The sequence below is a fragment of the Desulfitobacterium sp. genome, assembly GCF_034927245.1.
Taxonomy (GTDB): domain Bacteria; phylum Bacillota; class Desulfitobacteriia; order Desulfitobacteriales; family Desulfitobacteriaceae; genus Desulfitobacterium_A.
In genome coordinates, this window is record NZ_JAYFQK010000050.1 from 80,697 (window position 1) to 96,954 (window position 16,258).

Annotated in this window: 17 protein-coding genes; all 17 read right to left on the reverse strand. The window is 45.8% G+C overall.

Annotation, left to right across the window (positions count from 1 at the left end; translation table 11 throughout):
* Positions 1-3: 3 nt before the first annotated feature.
* The 17 genes from VB077_RS12515 to VB077_RS12595 all read right to left on the reverse strand — a co-directional run bounded on the left by VB077_RS12515 (position 4) and on the right by VB077_RS12595 (position 16,255).
* Entirely contained in the window at positions 4-480 is a 477-nt protein-coding gene (locus VB077_RS12515) for a CoA-binding protein (protein ID WP_323415583.1), read from the reverse strand.
* Positions 481-539: 59 nt separating this feature from the next.
* Positions 540-1,841, reverse strand: coding sequence for a pyrimidine-nucleoside phosphorylase (locus tag VB077_RS12520; protein ID WP_323415584.1), 1,302 nt, complete (start codon positions 1,839-1,841; stop codon positions 540-542).
* A gap of 58 nt (positions 1,842-1,899) precedes the next feature.
* Positions 1,900-2,736 (reverse strand): purine-nucleoside phosphorylase, encoded by an 837-nt coding sequence (locus VB077_RS12525; protein WP_323415585.1) that lies wholly within the window; start codon positions 2,734-2,736, stop codon positions 1,900-1,902.
* A 42-nt stretch (positions 2,737-2,778) separates the two neighbouring features.
* Positions 2,779-3,951 (reverse strand): phosphopentomutase, encoded by a 1,173-nt coding sequence (locus VB077_RS12530; RefSeq protein ID WP_323415586.1) that lies wholly within the window; start codon positions 3,949-3,951, stop codon positions 2,779-2,781.
* A gap of 35 nt (positions 3,952-3,986) precedes the next feature.
* Complete coding sequence (gene xerD, locus VB077_RS12535) at positions 3,987-4,943, reverse strand: site-specific tyrosine recombinase XerD (RefSeq protein WP_323415587.1); 957 nt, start codon at positions 4,941-4,943, stop codon at positions 3,987-3,989.
* 226 nt (positions 4,944-5,169) lie between these two features.
* Positions 5,170-5,355: a hypothetical protein gene (locus VB077_RS12540; RefSeq protein WP_323415588.1), complete on the reverse strand. Its 186-nt coding sequence runs from the start codon at positions 5,353-5,355 to the stop codon at positions 5,170-5,172.
* Between the two features lie 59 nt (positions 5,356-5,414).
* On the reverse strand, positions 5,415-6,014 hold the full coding sequence (locus VB077_RS12545; protein WP_323415589.1) for a stage II sporulation protein M: 600 nt from the start codon (positions 6,012-6,014) through the stop codon (positions 5,415-5,417).
* A gap of 74 nt (positions 6,015-6,088) precedes the next feature.
* The gene (locus VB077_RS12550) at positions 6,089-7,255 is read right to left on the reverse strand and encodes an endonuclease Q family protein (RefSeq protein ID WP_323415590.1); all 1,167 of its coding nucleotides are present in this window, start codon (positions 7,253-7,255) and stop codon (positions 6,089-6,091) included.
* Positions 7,248-7,802 (reverse strand): NUDIX hydrolase, encoded by a 555-nt coding sequence (locus tag VB077_RS12555; RefSeq protein ID WP_323415591.1) that lies wholly within the window; start codon positions 7,800-7,802, stop codon positions 7,248-7,250. Before VB077_RS12555 ends, VB077_RS12550 begins: the two co-directional genes overlap by 8 nt.
* 20 nt (positions 7,803-7,822) lie before the next feature.
* Complete coding sequence (locus VB077_RS12560; protein ID WP_323415592.1) at positions 7,823-9,601, reverse strand: aminopeptidase P family protein; 1,779 nt, start codon at positions 9,599-9,601, stop codon at positions 7,823-7,825.
* Between the two features lie 63 nt (positions 9,602-9,664).
* The gene (locus VB077_RS12565; protein WP_323415593.1) at positions 9,665-10,039 is read right to left on the reverse strand and encodes a nitrite reductase; all 375 of its coding nucleotides are present in this window, start codon (positions 10,037-10,039) and stop codon (positions 9,665-9,667) included.
* A 189-nt stretch (positions 10,040-10,228) separates the two neighbouring features.
* Complete coding sequence (gene spo0A / locus VB077_RS12570) at positions 10,229-11,053, reverse strand: sporulation transcription factor Spo0A (RefSeq protein WP_323415594.1); 825 nt, start codon at positions 11,051-11,053, stop codon at positions 10,229-10,231.
* Between the two features lie 142 nt (positions 11,054-11,195).
* Positions 11,196-12,449, reverse strand: coding sequence for a SpoIVB peptidase (spoIVB, locus tag VB077_RS12575; RefSeq protein ID WP_323415595.1), 1,254 nt, complete (start codon positions 12,447-12,449; stop codon positions 11,196-11,198).
* Positions 12,450-12,719: 270 nt separating this feature from the next.
* On the reverse strand, positions 12,720-14,387 hold the full coding sequence (recN, locus tag VB077_RS12580; protein WP_323415596.1) for a DNA repair protein RecN: 1,668 nt from the start codon (positions 14,385-14,387) through the stop codon (positions 12,720-12,722).
* A gap of 29 nt (positions 14,388-14,416) precedes the next feature.
* Complete coding sequence (gene argR, locus VB077_RS12585; RefSeq protein ID WP_323415597.1) at positions 14,417-14,869, reverse strand: arginine repressor; 453 nt, start codon at positions 14,867-14,869, stop codon at positions 14,417-14,419.
* Positions 14,866-15,447, reverse strand: a complete 582-nt coding sequence (locus VB077_RS12590) for a class I SAM-dependent methyltransferase (protein ID WP_323415598.1) — start codon at positions 15,445-15,447, stop codon at positions 14,866-14,868. The genes argR and VB077_RS12590 overlap by 4 nt, the downstream gene beginning before the upstream one ends.
* Positions 15,440-16,255, reverse strand: coding sequence for an NAD(+)/NADH kinase (locus VB077_RS12595; protein WP_323415599.1), 816 nt, complete (start codon positions 16,253-16,255; stop codon positions 15,440-15,442). The genes VB077_RS12590 and VB077_RS12595 overlap by 8 nt, the downstream gene beginning before the upstream one ends.
* Positions 16,256-16,258 lie beyond the last annotated feature (3 nt).

Consider the following 16,258-nt stretch of genomic DNA (forward strand, 5'->3'; position numbering starts at 1 on the left):
CCTTTATCTTTTCTTCGGCACTTTTGGGGAATGCAGCCCGTGCCAGTAGCACGGATTAAAAAAGCCAAAGGGACGAGGATAGATTTTGTGCTTCAAAATACATCCTCTCACAACTTGTATACCGAGATCATCAGCCTGTTTCTGATACTCGGGAGTCCAATTTTGTTCCTGGAACCAAACCGCTTTTGCGCCGCACGCTTGAACTTCTGTCATAAGATCAGGCAGTCTCTCAGGACGTAAGCATGGCACAACGACATCCACCTTATCCTGCAGTGCTGACAGGTTCGGATAAACTTTGCTCCCCTCAAGCCGTCCTATTCCCTCGGCGACCGGATAGGTTATACAGCCGAATTCTTTCAGCGTTTGGTAAGCTTTCCCGGCATGCTTATGCTTGAGAAACCGCTCAGAATCACCGAGAATTGCATAACTCATCGCCGTATTTAATTCCCCGGCTAATGTAAAAATCTTTTTTTCACGCATCTTTCCCACTCCTTAGGTTCCTTACCTAAAAGATACGTAAGAAAGTGCAGTCCTATGACTTAACGAATGACTTCGGCGATCAGCGGTGTACAAACAGGTTTATCAGGGCCTAACAAAACAGATTTCTCGGCCAGCTTCCAACCCTCCGCTAATTTATTCTCGGCTGAGGTATACAGCTCAAGCACAGGTTCTCCCGCTTCCACCCAATTTCCCTGTTTCTTATGCAGATAAATTCCCGCGCCCAAATCAATCTCGCTATTCTTAGCAGCACGCCCTGCTCCCAGTACCATCGAAAGATGACCTATCTTGCGGGCATCAATCTGTTGAACATACCCGGAAATCGGGGCGCAATACGTTGCTCGAAGAGGCGCAAGCGGCAAGCTTCCTTGTTCCAAAGCTGTTAGATCTCCTCCCTGGGCCCTTACAAACTCACGGAATTTGGTCATGGCTTGTCCGTTTTCCAACGTTGCGAGAACCTGCCCGCGGCCCTCATCGATGTCATTAACCTTTCTGCCGGCTATCAGCATCAATGCGCCCAATTCAATACAAAGCCCAACGAGATCCTGCGGGCCTTTCCCTTGCAGAGCCTTCCACACTTCAAGAACCTCAATCGCATTGCCGATAGCGTTGCCCAAAGGTTGTTCCATAGCGCTCAAGACCGCAATCGTATCCCGGCCTAAGGTTTTGCCGATACCCACCATGGTTTTTGCCAGTTCGCGGGCATTTTCAAGAGTTGACATGAACGCACCCGAACCGAATTTAACATCAAGAACAATGCCTTGGGCCCCTGCGGCAATTTTTTTGCTCATTACAGAAGATGCAATCAAGGGGATAGAGGGAACGGTTCCGGTAACATCCCTTAAGGCGTAAAGCATCTTGTCAGCCGGAACAATATTACCGGACTGCGCAATTACAGCCAGACCGACATCCTTAACTTGCCGCAAAAATTCTTCACGCTCGAGTTCGACCTTAAACCCGGGAATGGCGCTTAATTTATCAATCGTTCCCCCGGTATGACCCAAGCCCCTGCCTGACATTTTGGCAATAGGTACTCCACAGGCAGCCACCATCGGACTCAAAAGAAGGGTTGTTTTGTCTCCTACACCGCCTGTACTGTGTTTATCCACAAATCGGCCTTCTAATACCGACAGGTCTATTTCATCACCGCTCTCAGCCATGGCAAGTGTTAATTCCGCAATTTCCTCTGTCACCATTCCCCGGAAGTATATGGCCATAGCCCAAGCGGACATCTGATAATCAGGGATTTGTCCTTCGACATATCCCTGAATAATGAAACGAATCTCCTCACGGCTCAGTATTCCGCCATCTCTCTTTTTTTCGATAAGATCGACCATCCGCATCTGACTTTATTTCTCCTCTCACAAAGGAATGCGATTCTGCCGAAGGGAAAACCTCACCCTACAGTATTCTGATGAGAGCCTGAACAAACCGAACAAACTGCTTTTCAATCCGTTCCGCTGTTTCCATAACTTCGGCATGACTGAGACGCTGCGGCAAAATTCCCGCGGCCATGTTTGTCACACAAGAGATACCCAGGACTCGCATTCCGCCTTGGTTCGCAATAATCACTTCCGGAACGGTCGACATCCCTACAAGATCTGCTCCGATGGTCCGCAGAAAGCGAATCTCAGCCGGAGTCTCATAGCTTGGACCACTCATCGCCGCATAGACGCCTTCTTGAGGATGAATTCCGATTTCTCCGGCCACTGCCAAGGCCTTTTGCCGCCATTCCAAATCATACCCTTCGCTCAGATCAGGAAAACGCGGTCCTAAGCTTGTGAGATTTTCTCCCCGCAAAGGATTGGCACCCATTAAATTGATATGATCCTTGATGACGATCAGATCCCCGGGACGATAGGACGGATTAATTCCGCCGGCTGCATTTGTAACAATCAGCCCGTTCACCCCAAGAACTTGCATAACCCGTACCGGAAAAGTCACCTCTTGCATCGAGTAGCCTTCATAATAATGGAACCGTCCCTGCATAGCCACGATGGATTTTCCCATGACTTTGCCAAAAACGAGTTGTCCTTTATGTCCTTCAACTGTAGAAATAGGGAAATGGGGAATTTCCCGATAAGGAATTATAACTTTTTCTTCAATCACCTCGGCAAAGGAACCTAACCCGGAACCCAGGATAATTCCAATTTCCGGTTGAATATTTACATTTTCATTAAGATAATGCCGAACCCAAGCAAGCCTTTGGGTATACTCGGATTCTTTAATTAGTGTCATTTTGTCATCCTCCTTCACATAAGTTATAGGTTTTGGATGGAGTTAATGGATTACCTCCTGTAGAAAGCTCTGTCCATGGGGCAGCGAAGTCGTTCCAAGAAAGTCGGCAATCGTTTGTCCAAGATCTGCAAAGCTTTTCCGAATTTCTAAATTAACGCTGCTCTTAAGATTATGACCCCAAACTAAAAGCGGAACATATTCCCGAGAATGATCCGTACTCGGAGTCGTCGGATCACATCCATGATCTGCTGTGATCACAAGCAGGTCATCATGATGCATTTGTTCCAGAAGCTCCGGCAGACGTGCATCAAATTCTTCTAAAGCCTTAGCATACCCCTCAACATTATTCCGGTGGCCATATAACATATCAAAGTCTACAAGATTCGTCATAATAAGACCTTGCTCACTTTTCTTGAGATAATCGAGAGTCTTATCGATCCCCTCTTGATTTCCCTTGGTTAGGACAAAATCAGTGACACCATGCCCATAATATATATCCTTAATCTTACCAACCGCCATTACCGGCAAGCCTGCCTCTTGGACATAATCCAGAAGGATTTTATGAGGCGGCTCAATAGCCAAATCGTGACGGTTCGTCGTCCGATAATAATGACCGGGTTCGCCCAAGAACGGCCGAGCGATAACACGCCCCACCCGCATATCACCGTCAAGCATTTTCCGAGCTGTTTCACAGATCTGCATCAGTTCCGAAAGCGGAATAACTTCTTCATGAGCGGCAATCTGAAAAACCGAATCGGCAGACGTATAGACGATCGGCCGACCTGTTTTCACATGTTCCTCACCTAAGCGCTGGATAATTTCTGTGCCTGAGGCTACTTCATTTCCGAGAACGCGGCGGCCGATTTTCCCTTCAAACTCCTGAATAAAGGTCTCCGGAAACCCTTGCGGAAAGGTAGGAAAGGCTTTTTCAAGGATAACGCCTGCGATTTCCCAGTGTCCTGTTGTTGTGTCCTTGCCCGGTGATAACTCCGCCATTTTTCCGAAGCAGGCTTTAGGTTCTGATACCGGATCTACACCGAGTATTGGAGCGATATTGCCCAATCCCAGTGTTTGCAAATGGGGTAAATTCAAACCTCCCCTTGCCTTGGCCATATTACCCAGAGTGTTGCTCCCTTGATCGCCATAGTCTGCGGCATCCGGCATTTCACCGATACCAACGCTGTCTAGGACGATGATAATCGCTCTTTTTCCCAAACAGCTTCACCTCCTTTATTCACTATCCTAAGCTGTTACTCTGCCCGCGGATGAGACTTTCGAAAAACATCAATCAAATGCTGACGTGATACATGAGTATAGATTTGAGTCGTTGAAATGTCCACGTGTCCCAGCATTTCTTGGACAGAACGCAGATCCGCTCCATGGTCCAGCATATGCGTGGCAAAGCTGTGCCTCATCAAATGCGGATAGACATTGTTCTTAATGCCTTGTCTTTTTGCCCGCTTTTTGAGAATTTCCCAGACCCCTTGCCGCGAAAGTTCCCCTCCGCGAGAGTTGAGGAAGAGAAACTCCGAAGTTTGCCTGCCCAAAAGGTGTCCTCTTGCTTCATGGAGATAGTTTTGCAAAGCTTGTTCGGCAGGCTCCCCGAGTGGAACGATCCGTTCCTTATCCCCTTTTCCGCGGCAGCGCAAGTATCCCGTGTCTAAAGTTAAGTCTTTTAGGGAAAGCCCTGTCAATTCGGATACCCGCAATCCGCAGCTATACAGTATTTCGAGGATAGCCTGATCGCGTAGTTCTAAAGCAAGGCTTTTGCTTTTATTTCCGGTCTCAATATCATTTTCTCTTTTGATATCTTGCGTGATACTTCGCGGAGTACTGTCTAATAGTTTGTCCATTACCTGCTCAGACAACACATACGGAAGATTTTGTTCAAGCTTCGGCGTTGACAAGTACTCCGTAGGATCGTCTGACCTCACCCGTTCTGAGAGGAGAAAAGAAAAAAACCCCCTCATCGTTGCAAGATAACGGGCAAGCGTCCGTGCCGATCTTCCTTGTTTCTTCTCTTCCAATAGGAACAAGGAGAGATCGTCACCGTCACAGTTTTCGAAACTTTTAGATTTGACCTTTAAAAACGAGTATAATTTTTTGAGATCCCGTTCATAGCTGCGGCGCGTATTAAGCGACAGCCCGCGTTCAACATTAAGGTAGGTTAAATATCTGCGAATCCAAGTTGAATCCTGGATTTTCATCAAGCCTCCCTCCCCTATAAAGGAAACTTACTTCAGGTGGAGTTTTGACTCCCGATAGTTCCAGTGGAACTATCGCACTTGTTTCTGAAGTCTAGTTGACTTATCCAGGGACTTAGCGCCACTTATCTCCCACATAGGAAGTGGGCGTCTTAGTGGCAATTAGTCATCGGATCAATTAAGTCATTCTACATTGAGAAGGGATTCTCCTGCGCTTTTTTAGTTGTCTTTAATGATGCAGCGTATCTTCAACTCGCATTGGGTTCCCGCTGGGCAGACGTTCGTCCTGAGTATGCGAAGAAATCCAAAGGCTGCAGACATTCACAACTTTGGGTAAAAGTATAGCGAGAAGGACCAGCAGAATTAATACACGGGCAATATAGAAGAAAAATTCTCCCCAACTTTTTTTCGACATACGCTTCCCTCCCCTAAAGCGTATGCGCCTAGGGATTGTCTCCATGAATTCTTGCGTCACTAAAGATTATAAAATTTTACCCCCAGGAGTGAAAAATACCCCTGGGATACCCCAACAGCCACTGCTCCTAACGAAATCAGAATTGTAGCCAGGGAATAATAAAAAAATTCGCGCCGCAAAGATTCCCCTGTCATTTTTCCTTTGATCAAGAAGAAGGAAAAGATAGTCGCTAAACCGGCCCCTAAAAGAAGCAGCGGAATACCGGCAAAAGCGGGAAGTATAACAGATATAATGATCAAACCTAACCCCCAAAGACCTTTCACCCCAATGAAAAAACTAATCGTAAAGCCAAACACAAATCCCCGGGTAAAAACGATCAGATAAATAAGCGGCGTTCCGATTACGGTCAATCCTAAGAGCCAAATTCCGCCCATAATAATGAATTGTTCACGTGCCAACTGCATCAAAAAATCAGAATCCAAAGATTGGGGCTGATTCGCCAACAAAGTATCCAGGAATTGGGTTAATTGACTGCTTTCTTTGCCGCTCAAAGCACTCACTCCAATAGCTCCGAAAACGATTCCCGCTAAATAGACAGCCGTCAACGTCAGGTATATCACCCAATATTGACGGATATGTTCCTTAAGAATCCTGCGCATATGGCTTCCCCCTAATTGAAAAAAATCTTTACTAAGCTGTAACCTTGTACAACCCTAGTAAAGATTTATTCGCATCAGGGGGAAAGTATGTCCACTACCCGGCCATAAACTCCTCCTCCACCTGCCTGAAATATTAATTTTCCCGTTCTCGAGCCCAAAATCCATTCGGCAACTTTTTCGCCCGCAAGACTCACCAGTTCCTCCCGGCTAGCCTCATGGAGTACTGCCATTTCGGTACCGAAAGTGTTAAGCAGACGCTTATACAGCTTCGGCCCAACACCGGGTAAATCACTGAGCGGAACTTGGTAAATATACCGCGAATCGGAGGAAAAACTAAGCGGACGATCAGCGATACTTGCCAAGCGGTCCAGGACACCGGTCACAACCTTTGAGCTTCCGCATTGAGGACAGCTCAGCAAGGGTGGCTCCCCGGAAACAATTTTTTCACAGACCAAACAATAGGTTCGATGGTATTTTCCCACCCTGGGGGGAAGTCCGTAATTGGCTATGACCTGACCCTGTTTTCGATAGACCAATTTTGCCAATCCGGTGAACGAACTTTCCGTTAACTCCAATAGATTGTATTCACGGGCAATTTTCGGCAATGAATGGGCATCCGAATTGCTGAACAGCGTAACATGCTCTAGTTCGGATAAGCTTTTCGCCATCTGCCGATCCGCGCTGAGGCCGATTTCCAGGGCAGGAGGCAAGCCCGGCAAGACATCCAGCATAGATTTGCAGCAGTTGCCATAGATCCCCTTATGGGGCGTAAAGGCATGTGCAGGCAGCCAAATTCCATCACCCAGAGCCACCGCACTCAGCCAATCTTCGACCTGGACATAGGCCTTCTGAGAACTCAGCTGCCAATTTTTAACTTTGGGGTTGATGGCTTGAATATAGCACTCCATGTGTTCAAGCGTTGGAAAATAGGCCAGCATATGGGCATTTCCTTCGCCTAGACTTAATTCCTGCTCTATTCCCGGAATCACCGTAAGATTAGCGAATTGGTAGCCCCCGCCCTCAAGGGGTTTGAGCTGTCCCCCACTGATCATTGTCTGAAAATCTTGGCGTACGCCGCGAGAATGGGCATCAATTATTCCTACCATGGATAACCCTTTCACCTCTCGTGCATAGTGAAGGATATTGGGCAGCGTTAAGGAACGTGAAGCCGTGATTTTAACCGCTTTCCCATCTAAACTCTGCCCGATATGAATATGCAAATCTGCAAAAGCTTTAATCACGTGTTTTACCTGCCTGCATAAGAATACCTAAAGTTGTTTTAGCATCCTGAAATTCACCCTGCAGAGCCTTATGAATCGCTGCCTCCCAAGGCATCCTTTCCACTCCTAAAAACTCATCATCATCCGCGGTGAGCGGAGCCCAAACGAGATCCTCTGCCCCAAACAGATAAATAAGTTCATTCGAAAAGCCCGGTGTGGAATAGAAACGCCCAAGGTAAGTCAATTTTCCTTGATACCCCGTCTCTTCACGGAGTTCTCTTTGGGCGCACGCCTCAGGTGTTTCCCCCGGCTCAAGTTTTCCGGCCGGTATTTCTAACGTTTCCCGCTCAAGTGCATAGCGGTATTGTCTCACCAGTAACAGCTCGTCTCCTTCCCGCGCTACGATGGCTACCGCCCCGGGATGGTAAATAACCTCCCGTGTTGTTTCCACGCCGTTAGGTAAGCGAACGCTGTCACGATTCAATCGAAGCAAGCGTCCTTGAAAAATGGTCTCCTGACGTACACATTCCTCACGCAAATCCTTGTGATCTTTTTTTTGATCGGACATAATAACCTCCCAGCAGCATCTTAAAGATTGATCTCCCGTACCAGCCATTCTTTCTCTTCAGCACTCAAATAAGGAGAAAGTTTCGTATACACCATTCTATTATACTCATTTAGCCATTTTAATTCACTTTCGGTAAGCAATGTCTCATCCACTCCGGCAAGATCTATCGGACAGTAGGTAATCGTTTCAAACTTCATGAATTGGCCGTATTCCGTTTCCTCATCCTTGACAACGGCCATCATATTTTCCGTGCGAATGCCGTGCTTTCCTTCGGTGTAGATGCCGGGCTCATTGGTCATCAGCATCCCTTCCTCCAGCGCTATGCTATTCGACGGCCTTTGGGTCAGTCGTTGAGGTCCTTCATGAACATTTAGGAAGAATCCTACACCATGCCCTGTTCCGCATTTATAATCCAATCCATATTTCCAAATCGGCTGCCGCGCTAATCCATCGAGGACGGGACCTGTTGTACCATAGAGGAATTTGGCTGTAGCTAGGGTAATATGGCTTTTTAACACCAAAGTATAATCTCTTTTCTCTTCCGGGGTAAGCTGACCGAGGACAATCGTCCGGGTAATATCTGTTGTTCCATTGTAGTATTGCCCGCCTGAATCGACCAGCAATAGCCCTTCGTTTTTGAGAGTATAGGTATTTTCCGGGGTTGCTTTGAAATGCATCATCGCCGCATGGTCCTTATACCCTGCAATCGTATCGAAGCTTAAACCCACACAAAGTTCGTTCTGCCTGCGCAGCTTTTCCAGCTTTTCTCCTACTGAAAGCTCAGTTACCCTTTGTTTCCCGACAGTACTCTTCAGCCACTTTAGAAATTTGACCATAACCACGCCATCGACAATTTCGCAGTTTCTTAAATTCTCAAGCTCTGTTTTATTCTTCACAGCCTTGAGCAGTTGCGTAGGATTAGGACATTCAATCTTTGATGCCTTGGGATTAATGGCATTGTAAAGTGACGCATTCGTCATGTCAGGGTCCAGCATGATCGAATCACTGTCTTCGATTTCTTGCAGAAACTGGGCGGTTTCCCGATAATCTTTAAAGATAATCTTATCCGCCATTAATTCGGCTTTAACCGCCTTGGAAACCTTTGAATCTTCGATGAATAGATAGCACTTATCCAAGGTCACTGCAACGTTGGCGATGGTCACCGGATTATTCGGGATATCATCACCCCGTATATTGAGAAGCCAAGCAATATCATCTAACGTGGTCAGCAGATAATAGTTTGCACCTTTAATCTTCATTTCCGCTCTGATCTGATTTAATTTTTCTACTCTGGACTTACCCGCATACTTAACGTCATGAATAAAAATCGGCTGAGCCGGTAACGCGGGTCGATCTTGCCACAGCCTTCCGCATAAGTCCTGATCCATCTTTAAGGTTATATCTTTAGTTTTAAACTCACTTTCCATTTTCTTAACCGAATTCGCTGCGAAAACGCTGCCGTCAAAGCCGACACAGCTTCCTTCCTTGAGAACCGTCAATAACCATTCTGTATAGGAAGGAACGCCGAGATCGGCTGCTCTGAACAAACGAATTCCCGAGTTCTCAAGTTCTTTTTCAGCTTGAATATAGTAACGGCCATCGGTCCAAAGCCCGGCCGCTTCCTGAGTGATAACGGCCGTACCTGCCGAACCTGTAAAGCCCGATATCCATTTTCTGTTCTTAAAATGGTCTGCGATATACTCACTGAGATGCGGGTCTGCAGTTGGAATAATATAAGCATCCATCTTATTTTCTTTCATTAATCGTCTTAAGTTTTCAATTCTCATTTTTACATCCATAGTTTCAATTCACTCCCCACAATAAAATCCCCACAATAAAATAATTGCACTGTTAAAGCGCAATTAATATAAATCCTGTAATTCGGCAAGCCGCTTATTAAAATAGGTTTTGATTTCCGCAACATATTCCGGTTTAAGGGAATATCTCTTAAAATACATATTTATATTTCGGTCTAAACCATAAGTTCCCGTTTCAAACCATTCCGCATCCAAGGTACACGTTGCTTCAATTTGATCAAATAAATATTTACTGTTAGAGAATTTCTCGAACAGTTTATTCAATTCGTCCTCAATCCGGGGATGCGGAAACAAAAGATTAAACGGTTTTTTATAATCTTCCTCTTCCCACACAAAGGGTTTATCACACGATTCCAAAATGGCCCGGCAGGTTTCAATCATCTTATCCTTATCTTTGGTATCCGTTTCGAGCAGCGACAATTGTTACACCTCTTAACATATTTTTATATATTATACAGCGAACTCACTTAGAAATAAATTTATAGTTCATTATGAATATTCTCGAAAGTGCTCATAGAAAAACGAAAGCAAGCCTTCCTGTCATGCTCTCTAAGCGACAAAAGGAAGGCATTTCGCTTTCTATTTTTTGCTTTTTATCTTTTAATATTCTTAGCGGTAATTTCCCATCCGTAATTTGTCGGCGACCATGGCTATAAACTCGGAGTTGGTCGGTTTTCCCCGATCAACGTTGATGGTATAGCCAAAGAAATGATTCATAAATTCAATATTGCCCCGGTCCCAAGCCAATTCAATGGCATGGCGGATCGCCCTTTCGACTCGGCTTGCAGTCGTTCCGTATTTCTCCGCAATCATCGGATATAATTCTTTGGTAACCGCTCCTAAGAGGGATACTTCCTGGACTACGCTGACAATGGCATCCCTCAAATACTGATACCCTTTAACATGTGCGGGCACGCCCATTTGATGAATCATTCGCGTTACTTCAACTTCCAAATTACGCGCGTCAACTTCACTTAAAGGAGCAGTTGAGGAATAAGGAGTGGGTATTTGATTGGGTGAGCTGGGCAGTATTACATTGGGCATATTGGACCCGGATAGATCCCTGCCCTGAAGCTGGCGTATTCTCTTGCCCAAGGTATCCAAATCAAAGGGTTTTAGGACGAAGTAATCAGCCCCTAACTGAACTGCCCGCTGGGTCATACTTTCCTGTCCAAAGGCCGTTAAAATGATCACACGAGGTTTTTGAATATCTTTCTGTAATCTTTCAAGTACCCCTAAACCATCAAGATGGGGCATTATGATGTCCAGAACGACAACATCGGGTTGATCACGATAAATTAATTCCAAAGCCTCATTTCCATGATATGCAACCCCAACCACCTGCATATCTTCTTGCCGATTAATATACTCCTTCAGGACTTCCACGAGTTCATGATTATCATCTGCGACCAATACGCGGATGGGTCTTTGCATATTTTGCTCCCCCTTGAGTTCTCTCACTTTTCCTCCACCGGAAATATTTACTATTTCGACATATATAATAAACTTCCTGCTTGAATATTATAAAAAAAGGAAAGTGGGGAGTTTTCCACCTTCCATAATATATCTTTTTTGATTAGGCTGCTTCCGTTTTTCCGATTAACCCTGTCTCATTAAGCATGTTTTGAATAAACACTCCATAGCCGCGAGTTGCGTCATTGACAAAAACATGAGTTACTGCTCCGACAATTTTTCCCTCCTGGATAATGGGACTTCCGCTCATTCCTTGGATAATCCCGCCGGTTCTATCTAATAATCGCTGATCGACAACACGGATAACCATGTTTTTACTATCGGTACGATTGTGCATGACGCGTTCAATTTGGACATCAAATTCTTCGATTTTTTCACCATCCAGCACCGTATAAATCTTTGCCGGTCCTTCTTTAATCTCCGCTTCCCAGGCCACTGAAACAGCGTCATTAAAGTAAGGATTGGTTACTTTTCCTTGCATAGTTCCAAAGATCCCTGAGATGGAATTTCTCTCAATGTTTCCTGTAAATAATGATTGGCTGACAAAAGAACCCACTTTTTCTCCGGGATGTCCCCGACGACCCTTTTCGATTGCATAGATAGAAGAAGCTATGACACTCCCATTGGCCACTTCGATTTTTTGATTCGTATCCGCATCGTTGATCACATGACCTAATGCTCCGTATTTCCCGGTTTGGGGATCATAAAATGTTAATGTCCCGACACCGGCAGCTTCGTTTCGAACATAGAGTCCAACACGATAACGATGGGTTTCCGGACAATAAATGGTTGTAATCCGTTTTTGAAGGTATTGTCCATTGCGCGAACATAAAATGTCCGCATATCCTTGTTTTTGTCCGGCTTGATGAATCGCATTGGCTACATCCTGATCTGTTTTTACATCTTGGTTTTCAATTTTTAAGATGACATCCCCAACCTCGATTCCCGCCTCTTTTGCCGGGAAACTTTGTTTGCCGTCTGATCCTGTGACTGCAGCCTGTCCGACAACCATAACTCCTTTTGCTTGGAGACTGACTCCAATGGATTGCCCGCCGGGCAGTAGTTTGATGTCGGGCATAACCTCAATTTGACTGGTTTTGAGAGGAAAAATTCCGAAGAGCTTATAGGATACCTGAATCACATCGGAAGTTTCCATGTTCGAGGCCATTACTGCATCTGTTTCTAAAAGAGGTTCAGCTTGGACGACATGTGATAAAATCCCGGAAACCTGAGAAATGGAAGCATCACTTTGCTCTTTCAGCTCCGGAATCGCCGCAAGCTGCTGAAATAAAGGTTGGGCTCCAAGGAAGGTACAGAGTAGAAGACTCGTGAAGATTACTGTTCTTCTCGTTTTCACTCTCGTATCACCCTCCAGTCTTTAACTCTGTCCCCTAAATTTCGTTATTTTCACCGTTTTAGGCGAAAAACAATATTTAAACGAAATCTAATGTTAAATTGTCCATTTTACATGCTTTCAATCCTGTATAATACGTTCCATGATTTCCAATATAAAAAAGTCGTAAACTTGACATCATTGATTTTACAAATCATTGCAAAGAAAAAAGAAGGTACAAAACCTTCTTATCTTTTCATTTTTTATTCCATTTTATTTATTCCAATTTATTTATTATCTTTTTTGGGCATTCCACAACATTTCGGCATGTTGGTGCGAGATTTCCGCCGAGCCGCCCAGCATCCGAGCTAACTCATCAATTCGCTCCGGCTCATTTAAACAATTAACCAGAGTTCGGGTTCTCTCACCCTTGATTTCCTTAATGATTCCGAAATGTTCATCCGCAAAAGCGGCTACCGGTGCCGAATGCGTAATACAAAAAACCTGTTTGGTCTGAGCGATCTTAGCCAGCTTTTCCCCAACCTTTTGTATCGTTCTCCCACCGACTCCGCTATCCACTTCATCAAAAACAAAAGTTCCGACACTTTCGATCTTCGCGAGCAGGCTTTTTAAGGCAAGCATGAGGCGTGACATTTCCCCGCCGGATGCTACTTTGACTAAGGGTTTCGGGGGTTCTCCCGGATTCGCCGTAAAATAAAATTCAATCTCTTCTGCGCCGCCGGTATGCGGCTCTTTAACCGGGGAAAAATGAACCTCGAATCGACTTTTTTCCAAGCCGAGGCCGGACAGTTCTTCATGAAGACCCATTTCCATTTTTTTCGCCACAATCGCCCGCTTCTGGGATAATTTCTCGGCTTGACCGTTAAATTCAGTAAGAACACGTTCTTTATTCTTTTGAAGGTGTTCGAGTTCTTCCTGCAAATGCGTAATTCTTTGCAATTCCAAACTCATTTTGTCTTTTGCCGCTAAAACCTCTTCAACAGTAAAACCATATTTACGTAAACGATGGAGTTGTATTAAGCGCTCCTCGATCTGATCGAGTCGTCCCGGTTCAAATTCTAAAGTATCTTGGTAAGACCGAACACATTCTACTAAGTCCTCGACGGCATAATATACCGATTCAAACGATTCAATCATATTCTGAAACTGATCATCAAAACGGGCCAGATCTTGAATGATTTTTAGGCTTCCCCCTAAGAGATCATAGGCGGATTGTCCTTGAGGACTTTGATAGAGGTTAGCATAAAGCTGGGAAGTAAGATTGAGAATCTTCTCACGATTGCCCAGTCGTTTCTTATCCGCCTGCAATTCCTCTTCTTCGCCGGGAAGAGGATTGATGGTCGCTATTTCCTCGATCTGAAAACGCAGCATTTCCTCGCGCTTTACGCGGTCACGCTCTGATAACAGAAGCTCTTTCTCCTGATTAAGTAAGTCCCGGTATTGGTGAGCCGACTCATTGACCTGCTTGACAAGCTGTAAATGGTCCTCACCGCCAAAGGCATCCAGCAAACCCCGATGAGTTTCCGACTGAAACAAAGACTGGTGTTCCATCTGCCCATGAATATCTACTAAGCCTTGGCAAAGGCTTTTATAAAGGCTGAGCGGGACAGTCCGACCTTGGACCCGGCAAGCATTCTTCCCATTTGCATTGATTTCACGATAAAGCAAAAGCTGTCCATCTTCAGCAGGATATCCCGCTTCCTCCAGCCTCTCCATAACATTTGAAGGTAAATCTTCGAAAATACCTTCGATGCGTGCCTTTTCCAGACCATGCCGTATAAACTCCGTACTGGCCCTTCCCCCGAGCAAAATACCCAGGGCATCGATCAGCATCGATTTCCCTGTTCCTGTTTCTCCGGTGAAGACCGTTAACCCCGCATGGAAATTCAGGCGAACATTCTCCATCAGTGCAAAATTCTCGACATGCATCTCCGTTAGCATTTAAGTCCCCTCTTTCCTCCTCAAACGCCTTATCCCATAATGTCGGCAATCCGTTTGCGGACCCCTGCGACCGCACTCAGCGGCTTAATAATCAGTAAAACCGTATCATCTCCGGCAACAGTACCGATAATTTCTTTCCAATTCGCTTTATCAATGAGATCAGCCAGAGCCTGAGCATTCCCGGAGATGGTCCGAATCACAATCAAATTCTCACTATCATTAACGGTGACAACTGTTTCCCGCATTCTGCGTTTCAAACGTTCGGAAGAATTTGCAGGCTGGGCTGCTCCGGGGCTGGCATAACGATAATCGTCATCCGGAGTGGGAATTTTAATCAGTCCCATTTCCTTAATATCGCGCGAAACAGTCGCTTGGGTTACATCATAGCCTGCCTGCCGTAAATGATCCGCCAATTCTTCCTGAGTATGAATGGCTTCTTGAGTGATAATCTCCTGAATTTTCATTTGCCTTCGGGCCTTCATCCGAGCTCTCCTCTCTTTTTTTGAATCAATATCCAATATGGCGTATTATTTCCTTGATTGATATACCGGCCTTCCAGTACACTATATATCTTGCGCGGCAGGGCGGTCAAAAATTTCTCCACTGCGCCGGCTTCTTCTTCTCCGCCGGGATGACCCCGATAAACCGTAAGAACAAGGACTCCCTTCTCCATTAGAAGCTCCAATACCCCTTGAAGGGCCCGTACAGTCGATCGCGCCTGCGTTGTCACCGAATGATCCGACCCCGGCAAATACCCTAAATTAAACATTGCAGCCTTAACCGGTTCAGTGACAAATTCCCGCACCCGCGCATGATCTGCTTCATGCAGTACCACCCTGTCCGCAACACCCTCTTCTTCTAATAAGCGACGGGTTTCCGCCAGGGCTGCCACTTGAATATCAAAGGCATGGACTCTGCCATGGGGGCCGACCGCTTGAGCCAGAAACAGCGTATCACGGCCCAATCCGGACGTTAAATCTAAAACAGTATCGCCCCGTTCTATCCGGGGAACAAGAATTTCCCGTAAAAAACCCTGAATATCTTGAAGCCTTTCATTCATGCCAACGATCCCTCAACTTTTCACGAACAACGCTCGGAAAGCTCCGTCTTCCTAACCGTATGAGCAAGGCCTTCAGCGGAGCGGTCTTGATCTGTACCATTTCGCCCGATCTCAAGGTTAAATTATCTCGGCCATCAAAGGTTATCTGGCATTCCTTTCCCCGTGCTAAGAGAATTTCAACCAATTCCCGGTCTGAGACCACCATCGGACGTGCCGATAGGGAGTGCGCCGCTAAGGGGGTCAGCAAAATCGCCCGCACATCAGGGCTTATGATCGGTCCGCCTGCAGATAAGGCATAGGCCGTTGATCCGGTAGGCGTAGAAATAATCAAACCATCCGATGGATAGCTGACCGACGGTTCCCCCGATAAGTTTGCCTGCAGCGTAACCATGGTATCCTCTTTTTGCCGATGAAAGACGACATCATTTAGAACGGTATACTTTAATTCGGTTTTATCGGTTCGCTTAATCAGTGCTTCCAGCATAAGCCGTTCCTGAACGCTGTATTCTTTGTTTAAGACACGTCTTAAAGCAACATACACCTCTGCACGCTCGATCTCACATAAAAACCCTAAGCGGCCAAGATTTACCCCGAGCACAGGAATTTTATAGGGGGCTGCTTCACGAGCCGCTTCCAGGAGCGTTCCATCCCCTCCGAGCGAGATTAAAAATTCTACCCCTTGATTCTTAATTTCCTCCCACTCGCATAAAACTTCCCAGCCCTGAGATCGAAACCAATGCGTCAGTTGTAAAGCCAACGCCTGGGATTCCGGTTTGCTGTGATTGGTCCATAACCCGACTCGCTCCACCTG